Source organism: Yersinia sp. J1, from assembly GCF_050586585.1.
Taxonomy (GTDB): domain Bacteria; phylum Pseudomonadota; class Gammaproteobacteria; order Enterobacterales; family Enterobacteriaceae; genus Yersinia; species Yersinia entomophaga.
Genome location: NZ_JBOBDP010000002.1, coordinates 146,179 through 163,598, shown reverse-complemented (window position 1 = coordinate 163,598; position 17,420 = coordinate 146,179). Strand labels below are relative to the sequence as shown.

The following is a 17,420-nucleotide window of genomic DNA, read 5'->3' as shown; positions in this document are numbered from 1 at the left end:
CAAGGAATGTAATAATGAACAACGTCACGATTTACCATAACCCGCGCTGCTCCAAGAGCCGTGAGACTCTGACTTTGCTGGAACAACGAGGCATTACGCCACAGGTGGTGCTGTATCTGGATACGCCGCCAAGCGCTGCAACGTTGTCAGAACTGCTGCAACAGCTGGGTTTCAGCGATGCCCGACTGCTAATGCGTACCAAAGATGAGTTATATAAAACGTTAAATCTGGCCGATAGCAGCCTGTCTCAAACGCAACTGTTGCAAGCCTTGGCGAATAACCCAAAACTGATTGAACGCCCGATCGTTATTCATCAGGGTAAGGCGCGACTGGGTCGCCCGCCGGAGCAGGTGCTTGAGATTTTATAATCCATTGAGATAGGTAACGATATTCAGTACAAGAATGGGCACCTTTCGGGTCCATTCTCGTTCAGTCGCTACAGCCCGAGAATATCTTTTACGAAAGGAATCGTCAGCTTACGCTGAGCAGTGATAGAGGCACGATCCAACTGATCCAGCGTCATAAACAAAGTGCGCATTTCCCTATCCAGTCGTTTCAACAGAAAACGGCCCACGTCTTCCGGTAGTTCAAATCCACGTAGTTTTGCTCGCAGTTGCAACGCCTGGAGTTTTTCATCGTCAGAGAGCGGCTGAAGCTTATAGATTTGCCCCCAATCCAGGCGAGAAGCCAGATCCGGCAAACGCAAATTAAGCTGACGCGGTGGCCGATCGCCAGTGATCAACAAACGAGTGCGTCCGGTTTCAACAATGCGGTTATACAGATTAAACATCGCCATTTCCCACTCATCGTCACCAGCAATACATTCGATATTATCGATGCAAACCAGCGCCAACTGTTCCATGCCATCCAGCACTTCAGGGACAAAATAGGCGCGCTTATCCAGCGGCACGTAGCCGACGGCTTCCCCTTGCTGCGATAGTTCGGCGCAGGCTGCATGGAGTAAATGACTACGTCCGCCGCCTTCTCGCGACCAAAAGTAGATATAACTACCGTGAGACTGATGAACAGCAGCCTGAATCGCAGCTAATAGGGATGGGTTCTCCCCCGGATAAAAACTCGCAAAAGTTTCATCATCGGGAAGATAAAGTGGCAGTGAAAGCTGTGCCGGCGTATTCAGAAGCACCTCAACCAAAACGGGCAAGAAAACCGAGAGAGCTTACCACAAAAATCAAAAGCTTCATAAAAACCATTTAGATCCTGAAAAAAGCGCCAAAGGGATCAATCTCGCCTTTCCCTGATATCACTGGCCGGTACCGCCGAATAATCCCTCAGTGGCACCGGCACTTAGCTACTATTTCGCCGCTTGGTCTTCGGCAGATTCAATCACTTCTTCATCTTTCTGGATCAGGCTAAAGACTTTAAACAGCAGACTCAGGCCAATCCCCACCACCGTTGCTAACGCCATACCTTTTAGCTCGGTCGCGCCGATGTTTATCTTCGCGCCGCTAACGCCAATGATCAGGATCACCGAGGTCAGGATCAGGTTTTGCGCTTTGTTGTAGTCAACTTTAGATTCAATCAGTACACGAATACCGGATGCGGCAATCACGCCGTACAGCAGCAGGGAAACGCCGCCCATCACTGGAACAGGCACCGCCTGAATTGCCGCAGCCAGCTTGCCCACGCAAGAAAGCATAATTGCCAGAATTGCCGCGCCGCCGATCACCCAGGTGCTGTAAACCTTGGTAATGGCCATCACGCCGATATTCTCACCGTATGTGGTGTTTGGCGTAGAGCCGAAGAAACCGGAGATCACCGTGGAAATACCGTTGGCAAACATCGAACGATGCAGACCAGGATCGCGGATCAAATCTTTTTTAACAATATTCGCCGTCACGACCAAATGGCCGATATGCTCGGCGATCACGACCAATGCCGCCGGTAGGATCGTTAAAATGGCAAACCACTCAAAACGCGGAGTATAGAAAGTCGGTAAGGCAAACCAGTGGGCTTCCCGAATGGGCGTTAAATCCACCACACCCATGCCGAACGACAGCGCGTATCCTACCAGCACGCCAATCAGAATCGGGATAATGGCAAAAAAGCCGCGGAACAATACTGAACCGAGAATAGTCACACCCAGGGTTACCATCGAAATAATGATGGTCGTAGAATCCGCCGTCGCGCCTGCCGCTGGCAGCAATCCAGCCATACCGGCCGCAACCCCTGCCAGTTCAAGCCCGATAACCGCCACAATGGCTCCCATCGCCGCCGGTGGGAATAAGACGTTCAGCCAGCCAGTCCCCGCTTTTTTCACAATCATTGCAACCAAGCAAAATAAAACGCCGCACATAATAAATCCGCCCAGCGCCACTTCGTAGCCCAATGGCAATAACAGTAATACCGGTGAAATAAACGCAAAGCTAGAACCGAGATAGGCCGGAATTTTACCTTTACAGATAAATAAATACAGCAGCGTACCGACGCCGTTAAACAGCAATACCGTAGCCGGGTTAATTTTAAACAGAATAGGAACTAAAACGGTGGCACCAAACATGGCGAACAGGTGTTGAAAACTCAAGGGAATCGTTTGCAATAACGGCGGACGTTCGCTGACCCCTATAGTGCGACGGCTCATCTTCTCTATCCTCTGACTAGGTGATTGATATTCTTAGGCTGCGGAGCAAAAAAAAGCCGACTTCTCAGTCGGCTGGTAAAACTATTTAGTACCAAAAATCTTATCACCGGCATCACCCAAACCTGGGATGATATAACCCTGTTCATTCAATCCCTGATCGATGGAAGCGGTGTATAGCTCAACGTCCGGATGAGCGGCTTCCAGTGCAGCAATACCTTCAGGTGCAGCAACCAGAACCAATACTTTAATACTCTGGCAGCCCGCTTTTTTCAGCAGATCGATGGTTGCAATCATAGAACCACCGGTCGCCAGCATTGGATCAACCACCAGCGCCATGCGCTCGTCAATGTTCGAAACCAATTTTTGGAAATAAGGAACCGGCTTCAGGGTTTCTTCATCGCGGTACACGCCGACAACGCTGATACGCGCGCTAGGAACATTTTCCAGCACGCCTTCCATCATGCCCAGACCGGCACGCAGAATAGGCACAACGGTAATTTTTTTCCCTTTAATCTGTTCAATTTCAACCGGGCCATTCCAACCATCAATAGTGACCTTTTCGGTTTCCAGATCGGCGGTCGCCACATAGGTCAGCAAACTACCCACTTCAGAAGCCAGCTCACGGAAGCGTTTGGTGCTGATGTCATTTTCACGCATCAGGCCAAGCTTATGTTTTACCAGCGGGTGTTTCACCTCAACGATCTTCATTATTTTTCTCCTATTAAGGCGGTTGACGGCCAAAAAAATCGCGAGATTATACCGCCTTTTTTTTTGAACGCCACAACCAATAGCCTGATTCAGATCAATAGAAACTGGATCTTAATTCTAGAACATGGAAAACAACGACTCCATCACAAGCCACTCGCAAACGTTTGCCTAGACTGTTAGAATTGCCGCGTTTTCTTCCAAAGCTCAAACAGCCAACCTCCGTGGGGACCTCGCAGTGACCGACAAAACCTCTCTCAGCTATAAAGACGCAGGTGTAGATATCGATGCCGGCAACGACCTTGTTGATCGCATTAAAGGCGTAGTAAAACAGACTCGTCGTCCGGAAGTTATGGGTGGATTGGGTGGATTTGGTGCCCTGTGTGCATTACCGCAAAAATACCGTGAACCTATTCTTGTTTCAGGCACCGACGGCGTTGGCACCAAGCTGCGTCTGGCGATGGACCTGAAACGTCACGATACCATTGGTATAGATTTAGTCGCGATGTGCGTTAACGATTTGGTCGTTCAGGGCGCAGAGCCGCTGTTCTTCCTCGATTATTTCGCTACCGGAAAACTGGATGTGGATACCGCAGCCAGCGTGATTACCGGTATTGCCGAAGGCTGTAAACAGTCTGGCTGCGCGCTGGTAGGCGGCGAAACCGCTGAAATGCCGGGCATGTACCACGGCGAAGATTACGACGTTGCCGGTTTCTGCGTTGGCGTTGTCGAAAAATCCGAAATTATCGACGGCAGCAAAGTGGCTCCCGGCGACGCACTGGTTGCGTTAGGCGCCAGCGGCCCGCATTCCAACGGCTACTCTCTGGTACGTAAAATTCTGGAAGTCAGCAAAACCGATCCTGAGCAAACGCACTTGGCAGGCAAATCTCTGGCGGACCATTTGCTGGAACCAACAAAAATCTATGTAAAATCTATCCTTAGTCTGATCGAGCAACTGGAGATTCACGCCATTGCCCACCTGACCGGCGGCGGCTTCTGGGAAAACATCCCACGGGTTCTGCCAGAAGGCACGCAGGCGGTAATCGATGAATCCAGTTGGGAATGGCCAGCAGTATTCAGCTGGTTGCAGCAGGCCGGCAACGTGAGCCGCCACGAAATGTACCGCACCTTTAACTGTGGCGTGGGTATGGTTGTCGCCTTACCTGCCGAACTGGCAGATAAGGCGGTTGAACTGCTGACCGCTTCCGGCGAAAAAGCATGGAAAATCGGTACGATTGCTGCATTGCCAGAAGCAGCAGAGCAGGTTGTCATCAATCCGTAACGGATCAACAAAAAGACGGATAGCGGTAGCTTCTATGAAAAAAATCGTGGTTTTGGTTTCTGGTCAAGGCAGCAATCTGCAAGCTCTGATGGACGCACAGCAACAAGGGCGACTGGCGGGTACGATTTGTGCGGTTTTCAGTAATAATCCGCAGGCTTACGGTCTGGAGCGCGCGACGCAGGCCGCGATTCCTGCTCATGCGCTAGATGCCAAAACTTTCCCTGACCGTGTCAGCTTTGATTTAGCGCTGGCTCAGGCTATTGATGCCTATCAGCCGGATTTGCTGGTGCTAGCTGGCTATATGCGCATCCTTAGCCCGGAATTCGTACAGCATTACGCTGGTCGAATGCTGAATATCCATCCATCGCTGCTGCCTAAGTATCCGGGTTTGCACACTCACCGTCAGGCTATCGAAAACGGGGATACGGAACACGGCACTTCGGTGCATTTCGTGACCGAGGAACTGGACGGCGGGCCGGTTATCTTACAGGCAAAAGTGCCCATTTTTTCTGAAGATAGCGAAGATGATGTGATTGAGCGAGTGCAGGCGCAGGAGCACAATATCTATCCGTTGGTGGTCAGTTGGTTTACCGAAGGACGATTGGAAATGCGTGAGAACGCCGCCTGGTTGGATGGTAAAAAGCTGCCCTTACAGGGTTACGCAGCCGACGAATAAAAGCTACCGCCGGTTTTATGCTAAAAGGGCCATGTGATATGGCCCTTTTTTGATCCCAACGTTCCAGTGTTGTTTTCTGGCCGCCGGTAATCAAGGGTTAGCACATATCGGGGAACAGTATTCTATCCGTCACCAGATGGCTATTTGGGCACAAAAAGATTAAATCCAGTTGCGATTCAGCCTGTAACTGATGGGCTGTTCCCAGCGGTATACAAAAGATATCCCCTTGCTTAACATCATGATTTCTTAAGTTAACCAGCTTCTGGTTTTCCACATCCCCCAGGTACATTCGCCCCTCCCCAGCCAGAATGATATACCACTCCTCGCCGTGAAAATGGGCATGGCATCCCACCTTTTTACCCGCTGCGATACGCGTACCGAAACTATTCAGCGCCTTCCCTTTCGCCAACTCCGCAATACCAATACCAACCACTGGATCAACTACCGCCTTGGTTATTTCTTGAGAAAAAGCTTTAATCACCTCTGTCCCCTTAAAGATTTATCAGCTAATACTGGCTGTATTTATCCAATCATTTTCAGTTAAAAATGGATGAGCATCATTGAAAGCTTAGCAGGATCAATGGCTGATGGCAGGAAAGCGGTTTATTGCTTGATTCAAGGCAATGAGTCAGTTTAAACCATAGAACGAGGTATTCACTTATCGAATATCAACCGGAACTTGCTCCGATTACAGCTGTGAACTGATTTTGACTTTAAAGAACGTATTTGAGCTTTTCCACGACAAGATTGGTGTGGGTTGCGAAAGCTAAATCTTTCGGTTTATTCTCACTCGCCATAACGGTTCCCGAGCAAGGTTGACGCGCAAATGGGGGTCTGAAAACGCCTCTCGTACACTCCTCGTCAAGCGAGCCGCGTTTGAGCGGGAACGAATCGCGGTACGCCGTCAGTAGAGACTCAAATCATTATTGATGATAAACCTTACCCCAACATCTAAAGGAATATCTCCTCTCCCACGCCCTATGTGGTTATAATTCCCTCGCAGCGTCCGCTGTTTTATTTATTATTTCGAGGAATCCGCATGTCTAGCACTACCAGCGTCAGGCTACGTCCGATGGAAAGGGATGACCTGCCGTTTGTTCATCAGTTAGATAATAATGCCAGCGTTATGCGCTATTGGTTTGAGGAGCCTTACGAGGCTTTTGTTGAACTGTCTGACCTGTACGATAAACATATCCATGACCAGAGCGAACGCCGGTTTATTATCGAAAGTCAGGGGACAAAAGTCGGGCTGGTGGAATTGGTGGAAATCAACCATATTCACCGTCGGGCAGAATTTCAGATCATCATTGATCCCGCCCATCAGGGCCAAGGTTATGCAGGCACCGCAGCCAAACTGGCAATGGAGTACGGTTTCTCCGTATTGAACCTGTATAAACTGTATTTGATTGTTGATAAAGAAAATGAAAAAGCCATTCACATTTACAGCAAGCTGGGCTTTAAAAGCGAAGGCGAGTTAATCGACGAGTTCTTTATCAACGGCGAATACCGCACGGTTATCCGTATGTGTATTTTCCAACCCCAATATTTGACAAAATATAAAACTCCGGCGATCAAAACGCCTTAACCGCTATACCGGAGCCATGGGCTCCGGTGTTATTTTGCGCAGATAATCCTAACCAATCGAATCTTAGCCATAACGTCCGGTAATATAATCTTCCGTCCGCCGCATGGCCGGTGAGGTAAATAATCCATCGGTATCGTTGTATTCCACTAGGCAACCTTGATGGATAAACGCAGTGTAATCCGAAACCCGCGCCGCCTGCTGCATGTTATGAGTGACCAAAACCACGGTATAGTGCTGTTTTAACGAAGTAATCAACTCTTCTATGGTCAAGGTCGAAATAGGATCCAACGCCGAAGTAGGCTCGTCCAACAGTAAAATTTCCGGTTCGATGGCAATCGCTCGAGCAATGACCAAACGCTGTTGCTGGCCGCTGGAAAGACGGAAAGCATTCTCCCGCAATCGATCTTTCACCTCGTGCCATAACGCCGCGGCGCGTAAAGCACGCTCCAGAGCTTCATCCAAAACCCGTCTGTCGCGAATCCCTTGCAAACGCAGGCCGTAAACCACGTTCTCATAAATGGATTTAGGGAAAGGATTTGGCCGTTGGAACACCATACCCACACGACGGCGCAGCGCCGCAACATCGACCTTTTTTCCGATGATATTTTCAGCACCAATTCTGATTTCGCCGTCCATTCGACAATGTTCCAACAGGTCATTCATTCGGTTAAAACAACGCAATAACGTCGATTTACCGCAACCGGAAGGCCCAATAAGCGCAGTGACCCGATTTTTAGGGATACGCAGAGAAACATCGTGCAAAACCTGTTTTTCACCATAAAACAGATTGAGATGCTCTACCGCCAGCGCGGTATTTTCATCGCTCAGGTGCCGTACATCCAGTACGGGCAAGGCGTCCGGTATCATCAGTCCCATAAGGTTTCCTGCGAGTTAAATAATGTCATTACAGCATCAGGCCACGGTATTTTTCACGTAAATGATGGCGTATTCCCATCGCGGCTAAATTCAGCCCAACCACAATAACAACCAGCAGTAACGCCGTTGCAAATACCAGCGGACGCGCGGCTTCAACGTTCGGACTTTGGAATGCCATATCGTATATCTGGAAACTCAAATGCATGAATTTTCGTTCCAGATGCAGAAAAGGGAATACACCGTCTACCGGCAATACCGGTACGGATTTCACCACGCCAACCAGCATTAGCGGCGCGGTTTCCCCCGCCGCACGAGCCACGGCCAAAATCAGGCCGGTGATCATCGCCGGAGCCGCCATCGGCAACACAATATGCCACAGCGTTTCGGCTTTGCTGGCTCCTAGCGCCAGTGACCCCTGACGCAGGCTGGCAGGTATGCGCGATAACCCTTCTTCGGTAGAAACAATCACTACCGGCAGTGTCAGTAACGCCAAGGTTAATGCCGCCCACAGTACGCCAGGCGTGCCAAAGGTCGGATTAGGCAATGCCTCCGGATAAAATAACTTATCCAGCGAACCGCCGATAAAATAGACGAAGAAGCCCAGCCCAAAGACACCGTAAACAATAGAGGGCACGCCCGCCAGATTCACAACCGCAATGCGGATTGTACGCGTTAACCAATTGCGTTTGGCATATTCATGGAGATAAACCGCGGCGATAACCCCAAACGGCATCACCATAATTGACATCAATATAACCATCAGCACCGTGCCAAAAATCGCTGGGAATACGCCGCCTTCGCTATTGGCATTGCGCGGACTGTCGGTCAGAAATTTATGTCCCTGCCCCGCCATATGCCTGACTTTTTGCCAGAAAGTCATATTGTTGGGATACCAAGCTTTACTGATTTGGCTGAGGGAAATCGGGTGTATCTGACCCTGCATATCTTTGAGCAACAGCGTATAGCGGTTTTGTTCCGCGCGCAGGCCCTGCAAAGTTGTCGCCAATCCATCGTAATGACGCTGTACCTCTCCGCGTTCAGCGCGTAGGCGATCTTGCGCTCGTCCGTCCAGCTTACCGGCGGTTTGCAGATGTTTCTCCTGCAAACGCAAATTCTCAACCTGTTGGTTAAGTATGTTCATCTGGCGGAACTGAATATCATCCCCTTGCCTGACCAACGCCTGCACCTGCGGGATCCGTTTTTGCAGCTCCAGCGGAATATTATCCCCCACCAGCGGCTGCCCGTTATCCAGCATCCCGGCCATAAAACCGTAGGCTGTACCGTGATTCAAACGGCTAAGCACCAGCAAATCTTTCGGCTGGCGCCGCTGTACAATATCGCTGTCAAGCAAGGTCTGAAAATCGTGCCCCTGAAACTCCCGATTACCGGTTTTAATCAGATAACGCGTCACAGAGTCACGTCCGTCCGCTAGAGGAATCCCCGCCGTTGCCAGCTGTTCCCGTGTGATCTGCTGCTGCTGATAGATTTCTCCGATCAAGCTGACCAGCCCGGCACCGCTTTGTTTCAGCTCGAACTGATAAACCGGCGCAGGCCAGAAATAACGCATTCCCTGCCCTGCCAGCAACAATATGATACCCAGCAAGGCCAACAGGCTGATGCTGACCGAACCGGCCGTCAGCCAGATCCAGGGCGAGCCTGATTTAAACCAGCTTTTCATCACGCATCCCGCTCCGTTTGATAGCGTTCCCGCAGCCGAAGCCGTATCGCTTCGGCCAGGGTATTAACCACAAAAGTGAACATAAACAGCACCAGAGCGGTAAGGAATAGCACCCGATAATGGCCGCTGCCCACTACCGCCTCCGGCATTTCTATGGCGATATTCGCCGCCAGCGCGCGCAGCCCTTGGAAAACGCTGCCGTCAATAATTGGCGTATTACCGGTAGCCATTAACACGATCATGGTTTCCCCCACCGCCCGGCCAAAACCAATCATTAACGCCGAAAAAATACCGGCAAAGGCCGAAGGCAGAACCACTCTCACCACGGTTTGCCACGGCGTCGCACCCAAGGCCAGTGACCCCTGAGTCAGGGACGGCGGCACGCTAAACAGCGCGTCTTCTGCCAGAGAAAAAATAATGGGAATTAAGGCAAAGCCCATCGCTATGCCGACCACCAGCGCATTACGCTGATCGTAATTATCTCCCAGCCATTCATTGAGCGGTAAGCCGAGCGTCCACTGTGCCAAATGCGGCCCCAGCATCAAAGTCAGCCAGCCAGTGACTAAAATAACCGGCAGCAACACCACAACATCCCAACCGGCAGCTAGGCGCCATTTAATTCGCTCAGATAGTTTTGCGCTGCTCCAACCGCACAGCAGAATAGCCAGCGCCAGTAAGAACGGTAATAGGAGAATGCCCGCTAGATATTGCTCAATCACCGGCGCTAGCCAGATACCGGCAATCAAACCAATCACTACCGTAGGCAATGCTCCCATAACTTCAATCGCCGGTTTAATCACTCGCCGCAGTCCAGACTGCATAAAATACGCAGTATAAATCGCACCGGCCAATGCCAAAGGCACGGCGAATAACATGGCGTAACCCGCAGCTTTTAGCGTGCCAAAGATAATCGGGATCAGGCTGAATTTAGGCTGGTAATTATCATTCGCCGACGTAGATTGCCAAACATAGGCAGGTTCCGGGTAGTTTTCGTACCATACTTTCTGCCACAGGCTACGCCAGGTGATATCCGGATAGGCATTATCAACGCGGTAATAAGACCAGTTAGCGCCGTTTTCCAGCAATAGTGCGTTACCCCACGGGGAAAATGCGGCATGACTGATGCCTTTAGCCACTTTTTCCTGCAATAAAGGAGAGGTTTGAATGCTGGAAAATAGCGTTAACTCTCCCGCTGGAGTCACTGTGGCAAAAACCCGGCGGTGATCTTCCACGCTCAGCAGCCCCATTGCCGAAGAGAACTCGCGAATACGAGTAAGATGTGGCGGTTTATCCTGAGGCTCCCGGGTATGTGGCACGTCAAACCACTGAGACAAACGCCCCTGCGGCGATTGTACCAATAGCGATTTCCCGCCAGCTAACAGCGCTAAGTGCAGCGGCTCCTGCTGATCCAGCGCGACTATTTCCCGCAGTTTGGGGCGATTATCCAACTGGTAAAGATAAACCTGCGTCGCTGACAGTAAGTACAGCCAGTGGCCATCGGGACTTAACAACAGTTGATCTATCCGCGTCGGGGATTCCGGCAGCGGCGTGATTTTTCGTTCGGTTTCAGTGAAATTCCCGAGCAAAACCCGCCCGTCATCAGTGCTGGCTGCCAGCGTGAATTGCTGTGATTGTGGCTCCGCTACGGCGATATGTCGCAACGGACGTCCTTTTTCATCCAGCGGCTGCGGCTGATCGCCCAAAGGGAAATGCCAGTGAGCGCCGCCGCTAAAATCCGGCCGAACCAATATCAGGCTACCGTTACTCAATCCCAACGCCTGCAATCCCGAAGCCTGTCCCAATGAAGTAGGAGGAGCGGAAAGTACCTGAGTTGCCAGTAACGTCCCTTCAGCCTGCTCACCTTCCGGCTGGAGGCGAATAAAAGCGCCGTTGCCCTGAGCATCGATGCGCCACAGCTTTTCCCCTCGGGAATCCATTCCCATACTTAAGGTGGAGGCGCTGGGGGTCACGGGAAATTGAGCGTGCAGGCTAATCGCCGCCGGTTTAAATAACGGCAGCACCGCATACAGCAGGTAGACAAAAATTAGCATCAGGGTCAGTAGCACCAGCAGGCCGCTACCGCTCACCATCCTGCCTACCACGCGGTCAATCATAGCCCGGCGGCGATCTCTGCCTGAAAGTGGTACTACTCTGCTTTGCCCCATGCCCTACACTAGATCCTATAGATGATTTATATAACTCATTCGCCCTTGCGCGCTGAGATGACCGAGCATCTTATGTCAGTTTTATGGCGTTTGCATGACAATGTTAACTAATGATATCTGTTGGACTTTCCTGTCAATCTCTCGCAATAATGTCTACGGACACTAAATACTCCCACAAAAATCTGAATGGAGTTGCAATGGGTCAGGAAAAGCTCTACACCGAGAAAGAACTCAGCTGGTTATCCTTTAACGAACGGGTATTGCAGGAAGCTGCGGATAAGAGCAACCCGCTAATAGAGCGGATGCGCTTTCTTGGCATTTACTCCAATAATCTGGATGAATTTTATAAAGTTCGTTTTGCCGACTTAAAGCGGCGAATTCTTATTAGCGAAGAGCAAGGCTCTGGCGTGTCCTCTCGCCATTTGCTAAAGAAAATTCAGGCCAAAGTGGTCAAAGCCGATCAGGAATTCGACAGCCTGTATAACGAACTTCTGTTGGAAATGGCGCGGAATCAGATTTTCCTGATCAATGAACGCCAGATTTCTGAGAACCAGCAGATTTGGCTCAAACAATATTTCAAACAGCATTTGCGTCAGCACATTACGCCGATACTGATCAATCACGACACCAATCTGGTGCAATTTCTCAAAGACGATTACACCTATCTGGCGGTTGAGATTATCCGCGGGCAGGAAATCGCCTATGCGCTGTTGGAAATTCCTTCCGATAAAGTGCCGCGCTTCGTTAATTTGCCACCAGAAGCTCCGCGCCGTCGCAAGCCAATGATCTTATTGGATAACATTCTGCGTTATTGTCTCGATGAAATCTTTAAAGGCTTCTTCGATTACGATGCGCTCAACGCTTATTCGATGAAAATGACCCGCGATGCGGAATACGATCTGGTTACGGAAATGGAGTCCAGCCTGCTGGAGTTGATGTCATCCAGTCTGAAGCAGCGTTTAACCGCCGAGCCGGTGCGTTTTGTTTATCAGCGAGATATGCCCGATGAAATGGTGGAATTACTTCGAAATAAACTCGGTATTTCCAATGATGACTCCGTCATTGCCGGTGGCCGTTATCACAATTTCAAAGACTTCATCGGCTTCCCTAACGTAGGGAAAAGCAATCTGGTGAATCGCCCGATGCCGCGCCTACGCCATATTTGGTTTGATAAATTCCGCAACGGTTTTGACGCGATCCGCGAGCAGGATGTGCTGCTGTATTATCCTTATCACACCTTTGAACACGTGCTGGAATTACTGCGTCAGGCGTCTTTCGACCCCAGCGTGCTGGCAATCAAAATCAATATTTATCGCGTCGCCAAAGACTCACGCATTATTGAATCTATGATTCACGCCGCCCATAACGGTAAAAAAGTCACGGTGGTGGTGGAGCTACAGGCGCGTTTCGATGAAGAAGCCAACATTCACTGGGCCAAAAGCCTCACCGCCGCGGGCGTACACGTTATTTTCTCTGCGCCAGGGCTGAAGATTCACGCCAAATTATTCCTGATTTCCCGCCTGGAAGGCGACCAAATCGTCCGTTATGCTCATATAGGGACGGGTAACTTTAACGAGAAAACCGCGCGTATTTATAGCGATTACTCGCTGTTAACTGCCGATGCACGCATTACCAATGAGGTTCGCCGGGTATTTAACTTTATTGAGAACCCTTATAGGCCAGTTAAATTCGACAATTTGATGGTATCACCGCAAAACTCGCGCCTGATGTTGTATCAATTGATTGATCAGGAAATCATCCATGCACAGGCGGGAGAAAGCGCCGGGATCACGCTGAAAATTAATAATTTAGTAGATAAAGGACTGGTTGATCGGTTATATAGCGCCTCCAGTGCTGGCGTGAAGATTCGTTTATTGGTACGCGGAATGTGTTCTTTGATCCCCAATATGCCGGGCATCAGTGAAAATATCCAGGTCACCAGCATCGTTGACCGCTTTCTGGAACATGACCGCGTTTACGTATTTGAGAATAAAGGCGACAAGCTGGTTTATCTCTCATCAGCGGACTGGATGACCCGAAATATTGATTATCGTATCGAAGTGGCCGTTTCCCTGCTGGATTCGAAACTGAAACAGCGAGTGTTGGATATCTTAGAGCTACTGTTCAACGACACGGTAAAAGCCCGTTATATTGATAAAGAACTGAGTAATCGTTATGTACCGCGCGGAAATCGGCGCAAAGTACGTGCACAGATTGCCATTTATGATTATTTAAAAGCGCTGGAACAACCAGAGCAATAGGCCTAAAACTATGCCGCTAACCAGTAACTCCACCACTAAACCGCAGGAAATTGCCGCCATTGACCTTGGCTCCAATAGTTTCCATATGGTGATTGCCCGCGTCGTTAACGGCGCACTTCAGGTTTTAGGTCGCTTAAAACAGCGCGTACATTTGGCTGATGGATTAGACAGTAACAATATTCTTAGCGAAGAAGCGATGGAACGCGGTCTGGCCTGTCTGGCTCTATTTGCCGAACGGCTACAAGGTTTCTCGCCGGATAACGTCTGTATCGTGGGGACGCACTCCCTGCGACAGGCCGCCAACGCCGAAGTGTTTCTGAAACGCGCCGCCGAAGTGATTCCCTACCCGATCGAGATCATTTCCGGTCAGGAAGAGGCTCGTCTGATTTTTATGGGCGTGGAACACACTCAGCCGGAGAAAGGTCGCAAACTGGTGATCGATATCGGCGGTGGCTCGACCGAACTGGTTATCGGCGAAGATTTTGAACCACTATTGGCAGAAAGCCGTCGCATGGGCTGCGTCAGCTTCGCTCAGCAATTTTTCCCGAATGGTGAAATCAGTAAGGCTAACTTTAAGCGCGCTCGTCTGGCAGCGGCGCAAAAGTTGGAAACGCTGGCATGGCAATATCGCATTCAAGGTTGGCAGTACGCTCTTGGGGCTTCGGGTACGATTAAAGCCGCCCATGAAGTGCTGGTCGAAATGGGTGAAAAAGACGGTTTGATTACGCCAGAACGTTTGGAAATGCTGGTTGAGCAGGTGTTGCAATTCAAGCAGTTTAGCGCGCTGAGCCTGCCGGGTTTATCTGAAGATCGCCAATCAGTATTTGTGCCAGGTTTAGCGATTATGTGCGGCGTATTCGATGCGTTAGCGATCAAAGATCTGCGTCTTTCCGACGGTGCGCTGCGTGAAGGCGTGCTGTACGAAATGGAAGGCCGTTTCCGCCATCAGGATATTCGTCAGCGGACGGCAAAAAGTCTGGCCGATCACTACAATATCGATCGCGAACAGGCGCGCCGGGTGCTGGAAACCACCGAGCTACTCTATACCCAGTGGATGGAGCAAAACCCGAAATTGGTGCAGCCGCAGCTCGAAGCGCTGTTGAAATGGGCCGCCATGCTGCATGAGGTCGGGCTGAGTATCAATCACAGCGGAATGCATCGCCACTCAGCCTATATTCTGCAAAACACCAATTTACCGGGCTTTAATCAGGAACAGCAATTATTACTGGCGTCACTGGTGCGATTCCATCGTAAAGCCATGAAACTGGATGAATTACCGCGTCTTAACCTGTTTAAAAAGAAATACTACCTGCCGCTGATCCAGTTGCTACGCTTGGGTGCCTTACTGAACAACCAACGCCAGTCCACCACTAAGCCAGAAAGCTTACGGCTGATCACCGATGATAATCATTGGACTCTGCGCTTCCCTTACGGCTACTTTTCACAAAACAGTCTGGTGCAGCTCGATGTTGAACGGGAACAGGCTTATTGGAATGACGTAATCGGCTGGAAGCTGATTATCGAGGAAGAAGACGCGCCAGAAGCAGAAAACGAGACGGATTAACGCCGATGCTCTCCGAATTCAGGGGTCGCAGCTGGCCCCTGATGCTTATCTCTAACGGACAACACAGTGCAAAAACGAGTATGAGAAACAAAAAATCGACGCAGTTAACCAAAATCATATTACTGGTCAGTTTTATCATTCTGTTTGGCCGTTTACTTTACGCGGCAATCGCGGCGATTCCTCATCATCAGGAACGTAATCAATCAGAACAGATTGAGCAACCGGTGGATCGGGAATACACGCCGCCTCAGCCTGATTTAACGCCTTAATAGCTGATTTGCCTCTTAAGATAGGTAAGATGTCTGCCGCAGACCTCTTACCTATCCCACAGTCTTGAGCGTGGCGAATCGCGCTACGCGGATAAAACCCATAATCATAAATAACCGTGACAAAAATTTTGGCTGCATAGCGGCCACCGTTTGCCGAACACCTCTGTCACCCTGACATGACGCGAACAAATAAAAAGCGGGGTTATCCCCCCATAATGCATTGAGTTAAGGACCACTATGTCAGCCCCTACCGTTTCCGACGTACATCAGCACCCAACGTCCGCCAAATTTGACGCTAAAAAACTGGCCGCTATTCGTCACCGTATTCTTTCGCTATTACTGAATAATAAAGCGCTGGTTGACGGTATTCTCGGTCGCCTGGACGATCGGGAAAAACTCAGCGATGAACAATTGCTGGATCAAACCGCCGAGATTAAGCATTTGCTGGCCGACTTACACGCCGCGGATCTCGCCGATTTACTGGAAGCTTTGCCGCAAGATGAACGTCTGGCGCTGTGGCGTCTGGTGGATAACAACTCTCGCGGCCATACGCTGGTTGAAGCCTCCGAAACGGTGTGGGACAGCCTGATCGAAGAAATGAGCGATAAAGACCTGCTGAAAGCCATGCGCAATCTGCACGTGGACGAGCAGGCTTATTTGGCCGAATACCTGCCGCGCAACCTGATGGGGCGCTTGCTGACGTCACTCGATCCGGCTCAACGAGCGCGAGTGCGAGAAGTGATTCAATATGGCCGAGATACCGTCGGCCAGATGATGGACTTCGAGCTGGTCACGGTCCGTGCCGACATCACGCTAGGAACCGTTCAGCGCTATCTGCGCTATCGTAAGAGCATTCCCGATGCCACCGATAAAATTTTCGTGATCGATCGGAAGAATACGCTGCTGGGCGAATTGCCCCTCACCACCATTCTGCTGCACTCACCGGATACTCAGGTGTTCAAAGTGATGAACAGTGAGCCGACCACTTTCCAGCCGGAACAAAAGGCAGAAGACGCCGCCGGGGCGTTCGAACGTTATGACTTGATCAGCGCCGCCGTTGTGGACGCCAAAGGCAAGCTGATGGGACGACTGACCATCGAAGAAATCGTTGACGTGGTGAATGAAGAAAGCGACACCAATTTACGTCGTATGGGGGGGTTAAGCCCGGAAGAAGACGTGTTCTCTCCGGTAGGACGCGCGGTTCGCACCCGTTGGTCCTGGCTGGCCATTAACCTGTGCACCGCTTTTATCGCTTCACGAGTAATAGGTTTATTCGAACATACCATTTCTCAATTGGTTGCACTGGCAGCATTGATGCCCATTGTGGCCGGCATTGGCGGCAATACCGGCAATCAGACCATTACTATGATTGTCCGTGCGCTGGCGTTGCACCATATCCAATTAGGCAACAGCAACATTTCATTCCTGATGATGAGAGAACTGGGTGTCGCGCTGATCAACGGCATAGTATGGGGCGGTATTATGGGCATTGTGACCTATATCCTGTACGGCGATTTAGCCATGGGCGGCGTCATGACGCTGGCAATGATGCTTAATCTGTTGGTTGCGGCACTGATGGGCGTCGTGATTCCAATGACCATGGCGCGGCTGGGGCGAGATCCGGCGATTGGCTCAAGTGTGATGATCACCGCGATTACCGATACTGGGGGTTTCTTTATTTTCCTCGGTCTGGCAACGTTATTTTTGGTCTGATCTCACTATCATTTTTAGGAACCCATGTGAAACGAGGGCTTATTCTC

Annotated in this window: 15 protein-coding genes; 8 read left to right on the top strand and 7 right to left on the bottom strand. The window is 50.4% G+C overall.

Translation table 11 applies throughout. From position 1 onward, the window contains the following. Window positions 1-14: 14 nt before the first annotated feature. Complete coding sequence (gene arsC, locus ACQ4OC_RS05385; protein ID WP_064516942.1) at window positions 15-368, top strand: arsenate reductase (glutaredoxin); 354 nt, start codon at window positions 15-17, stop codon at window positions 366-368. Window positions 369-436: 68 nt separating this feature from the next. Here the strand turns inward: arsC and hda are convergent, their stop codons facing one another. From hda to upp, 3 genes are all read right to left on the bottom strand, one after another. Beyond that, on the bottom strand, window positions 437-1,144 hold the full coding sequence (hda, locus tag ACQ4OC_RS05380) for a DnaA inactivator Hda (RefSeq protein ID WP_049597169.1): 708 nt from the start codon (window positions 1,142-1,144) through the stop codon (window positions 437-439). Window positions 1,145-1,312: 168 nt separating this feature from the next. After that, window positions 1,313-2,599: a uracil permease gene (gene uraA, locus ACQ4OC_RS05375; RefSeq protein WP_064516940.1), complete on the bottom strand. Its 1,287-nt coding sequence runs from the start codon at window positions 2,597-2,599 to the stop codon at window positions 1,313-1,315. Window positions 2,600-2,680: 81 nt separating this feature from the next. After that, on the bottom strand, window positions 2,681-3,307 hold the full coding sequence (upp, locus tag ACQ4OC_RS05370; protein WP_120805817.1) for a uracil phosphoribosyltransferase: 627 nt from the start codon (window positions 3,305-3,307) through the stop codon (window positions 2,681-2,683). A gap of 235 nt (window positions 3,308-3,542) precedes the next feature. Here upp and purM point away from each other — a divergent pair, with 235 nt between their 5' ends. Together purM and purN are read left to right on the top strand one after the other, a co-directional pair. Continuing rightward, entirely contained in the window at window positions 3,543-4,586 is a 1,044-nt protein-coding gene (gene purM / locus ACQ4OC_RS05365; RefSeq protein WP_064516936.1) for a phosphoribosylformylglycinamidine cyclo-ligase, read from the top strand. A 34-nt stretch (window positions 4,587-4,620) separates the two neighbouring features. Further along, window positions 4,621-5,262 carry a phosphoribosylglycinamide formyltransferase gene (gene purN / locus ACQ4OC_RS05360; protein ID WP_064516934.1) on the top strand — a complete coding sequence of 214 codons (642 nt, stop codon included), beginning with the start codon at window positions 4,621-4,623 and terminating at the stop codon, window positions 5,260-5,262. Between the two features lie 97 nt (window positions 5,263-5,359). Here the strand turns inward: purN and ACQ4OC_RS05355 are convergent, their stop codons facing one another. Continuing rightward, complete coding sequence (locus tag ACQ4OC_RS05355; RefSeq protein WP_430971005.1) at window positions 5,360-5,743, bottom strand: cupin domain-containing protein; 384 nt, start codon at window positions 5,741-5,743, stop codon at window positions 5,360-5,362. 558 nt (window positions 5,744-6,301) lie between these two features. On the opposite strand from ACQ4OC_RS05355, the gene speG reads away from it, so the two are divergent. Further along, complete coding sequence (gene speG, locus ACQ4OC_RS05350) at window positions 6,302-6,847, top strand: spermidine N1-acetyltransferase (RefSeq protein WP_064516931.1); 546 nt, start codon at window positions 6,302-6,304, stop codon at window positions 6,845-6,847. A 63-nt stretch (window positions 6,848-6,910) separates the two neighbouring features. On the opposite strand, the gene pstB is transcribed toward speG, so the two are convergent. Genes pstB through ACQ4OC_RS05335 form a run of 3 tightly spaced genes read right to left on the bottom strand, consistent with a single transcriptional unit; the run spans window position 6,911 to window position 11,566 of the window. Next, window positions 6,911-7,723 carry a phosphate ABC transporter ATP-binding protein PstB gene (pstB, locus tag ACQ4OC_RS05345; RefSeq protein WP_064516929.1) on the bottom strand — a complete coding sequence of 271 codons (813 nt, stop codon included), beginning with the start codon at window positions 7,721-7,723 and terminating at the stop codon, window positions 6,911-6,913. 28 nt (window positions 7,724-7,751) lie between these two features. Then, window positions 7,752-9,401 (bottom strand): phosphate ABC transporter permease PstA, encoded by a 1,650-nt coding sequence (pstA, locus tag ACQ4OC_RS05340; RefSeq protein ID WP_430971004.1) that lies wholly within the window; start codon window positions 9,399-9,401, stop codon window positions 7,752-7,754. After that, entirely contained in the window at window positions 9,401-11,566 is a 2,166-nt protein-coding gene (locus tag ACQ4OC_RS05335) for an ABC transporter permease subunit (RefSeq protein ID WP_430971003.1), read from the bottom strand. The genes pstA and ACQ4OC_RS05335 overlap by 1 nt, the downstream gene beginning before the upstream one ends. Window positions 11,567-11,763: 197 nt before the next feature. Here ACQ4OC_RS05335 and ppk1 point away from each other — a divergent pair, with 197 nt between their 5' ends. The 4 genes from ppk1 (at window position 11,764) to mgtE (ending at window position 17,373) form a co-directional block, all read left to right on the top strand. Next, complete coding sequence (gene ppk1 / locus ACQ4OC_RS05330; RefSeq protein WP_064516923.1) at window positions 11,764-13,827, top strand: polyphosphate kinase 1; 2,064 nt, start codon at window positions 11,764-11,766, stop codon at window positions 13,825-13,827. Window positions 13,828-13,837: 10 nt separating this feature from the next. Further along, complete coding sequence (ppx, locus tag ACQ4OC_RS05325) at window positions 13,838-15,391, top strand: exopolyphosphatase (protein ID WP_064516921.1); 1,554 nt, start codon at window positions 13,838-13,840, stop codon at window positions 15,389-15,391. An 80-nt stretch (window positions 15,392-15,471) separates the two neighbouring features. Next, window positions 15,472-15,660: a YfgG family protein gene (locus ACQ4OC_RS05320; RefSeq protein ID WP_064518482.1), complete on the top strand. Its 189-nt coding sequence runs from the start codon at window positions 15,472-15,474 to the stop codon at window positions 15,658-15,660. Window positions 15,661-15,897: 237 nt separating this feature from the next. Then, on the top strand, window positions 15,898-17,373 hold the full coding sequence (gene mgtE / locus ACQ4OC_RS05315) for a magnesium transporter (RefSeq protein ID WP_064516920.1): 1,476 nt from the start codon (window positions 15,898-15,900) through the stop codon (window positions 17,371-17,373). Window positions 17,374-17,420 lie beyond the last annotated feature (47 nt).